The sequence below is a fragment of the Pseudomonas sp. TJI-51 genome (assembly GCF_000190455.2).
Lineage (GTDB): Bacteria > Pseudomonadota > Gammaproteobacteria > Pseudomonadales > Pseudomonadaceae > Aquipseudomonas > Aquipseudomonas juntendi.
In genome coordinates, this window is the sequence record NZ_AEWE02000012.1 from 94,105 (window position 1) to 96,204 (window position 2,100).

Genomic DNA, 2,100 nt, shown 5'->3' on the forward strand with positions numbered 1-2,100 from the left:
GGCTACCGCAGCGGATGCAGCCACCGCCCCTGCCCTCGAGTTGATCCGCGAGGTGCTGGCCGAGGGGTTCAGCGCCAGGCTCTACAGTGACCTGGTGCGCGACAAACGCCTGCTCACCGGCATCAGCATTACCTATCAGCCCTTGTTGCAGGGTGACACGCTGCTGACCCTGTCAGCGTACGTGAACAGCATGAACAGCACGCCAGAACAGGCTGCACACGCTGTTTGCCAGCACCTCGAAGCACTGCGCAACACTGCGGTGCCCACTGCTGAGCTTGAACGCGCGAAATTGCGCATGCTTGCCCGCCGCCTGTTCACTGACAGCCAGGTGGCCCAAGCCGAGCGAATCGGCGAGGCCGCCGCTGCCGGCATCGCCGTCGCGGCCGTGGACCAAGACATCCAGATCATCCGCGACCTCGACAGCCAACAGGTGCAGCAAGTGGCACTTGCCTACCTGGGGCGCGAACGGTTGACCACCAGCTACCTTCAGCCAGGAGCAACAGCATGATCCAGGTACCCTCCCCGGCCCCCTTGCCGCTGACGTGCAACGGCCCGGCTGACGACACCGCCTGGGCGGCCATGGCCAACCTGCACTCGGCACAGGGTATCGACCTTGGCCACATTCCAGACCTGCAGGCCCACCCTGAGCACTGGCGAACGGCAGAAGGCACCCGCGTCAGCTTCCTCGCACGCCATGACCGGCCCATGTTCGACCTGGCATTACGCTTTCGCGCAGGCAGCGTACTCGACGGCGCCCAACCTGGGCTTGCGGCACTTGTGCTGTACAGCCTCGACCAAGGCACCGGGCAACTCGACGCCACGCGGTTCGCCGAGGATATGGCCGGTTTCGGCGCCATCCTGGGCAGGAGGATCAGCGACGACAGCGCCCTTGTCACCCTGCGCGCCCTGAGCCTGCCGGCACTGCGCGACAGCGCGATGCAACTGCTGACCGAGATGCTGGCCCGCCCGGCATTGCGCGGGGGCGATGTGGCCAAAATCGGCGAACGGCTCGTATTCAGCCAAGCCAGGTATGGCAACCATCCGCTGCTGTGGATTACCAAGGCGGCCACCGCGCATATCTTCAGCGGCCACCCCTACGCGGCCACCCTGACAGCGCAGACTATCGCCAGCATTGGCGATGACCAGATCCGGGCGTTCCACCAACAGGCGTATTCGGCCAACAACCTCGACATCGGCCTGGTGGGCAACCTGACCCGCGAGGAAGCACGGCAGCTTGTCGACGACCTGGTTCGGGCCCTGCCGCAAGGCTGGGCGGCGCAACGCACGCCATCGGTTCCCGACTACCAGGCATTGGACCTGAATCTCGCTGCGGCCAGCAGTACCACCCAGGCAACGCTCACCCTTGCAACGAACGTATCGGCCCAGGATCCGGTGTTCCCGGCCCTGTATCTGCTCAACGCAATCCTGGGCAGTAGCTACGAGTCGCGCCTTACCCAGGAATTGCGCACCCTGCGCAACCTCACCTACGCCATCTCCTGCGACCTGAGGCCGCTGGATGCCGCCAGCCAGTTGCAGATCCACTGGGATATCGCCCCCCAGTACCGGGATGCCTCTGGCGCGCTGGTGTCGGCGATTCTGGCATGCCTGCGTGAACACGGCCCCAGCCAGGCCGAATGCGACATGGCGGTGAACCAGATCGCCGGTAAACTGCACGACAGCCTGGCAGACCGCGCGAGAATGGCCCAGGCCTTGGCCACCTACAGCCACCAGGGCTTGGCGCCAGACCACCTGGGCACCTTCCTCGCTAGACTGTCGGCGCTTACGCCTGCCAACCTGCGTGAAGCGGCGCAAGTCTGGTTGCAGGCCCCACAGGTATTCGTCACCAGCGGCCCGGTTACCGAGCAATTGCCATTACCCAAACCGACCGCGCTCGACCAATAGCGCAGGTACAAAGGCGCTGTTTCGTGGCACTCTAGGCCGGCACATCACGAGTCGCCCAGCATGCCTAGCTTCAGCGCCCCTTTCCGTCCGGCCATCGGCCTGTCCAACCCGCATCTGCAAACATTGTGGGGCCCCCTGTGGCGCAAGCTGCCAGCGCTTGCGCGCAACCGCGAGCGCCTGTGGCTGGCTGATGGCGAC

The 2,100-nt window shown here is 65.1% G+C and carries 2 protein-coding genes and 1 pseudogene; all 3 read left to right on the plus strand.

The features are described from left to right. On the plus strand, positions 1-508 hold a 508-nt coding region (locus G1E_RS03065; protein WP_047149611.1), incomplete at its 5' end, for an insulinase family protein. Further along, positions 505-1,902: a pitrilysin family protein gene (locus tag G1E_RS03070; protein WP_009683351.1), complete on the plus strand. Its 1,398-nt coding sequence runs from the start codon at positions 505-507 to the stop codon at positions 1,900-1,902. The genes G1E_RS03065 and G1E_RS03070, both read left to right, overlap by 4 nt. Positions 1,903-1,962: 60 nt before the next feature. Then, positions 1,963-2,100: pseudogene (locus tag G1E_RS29135) on the plus strand (hydrolase); the annotation flags it as partial.

Coding starts and splice junctions, on each gene's coding strand:
- G1E_RS03070 (WP_009683351.1), top strand. CDS start 505: ATGATCCAGGTACCCTCCCCGGCCCCCTTGCCGCTGACGTGCAACGGC.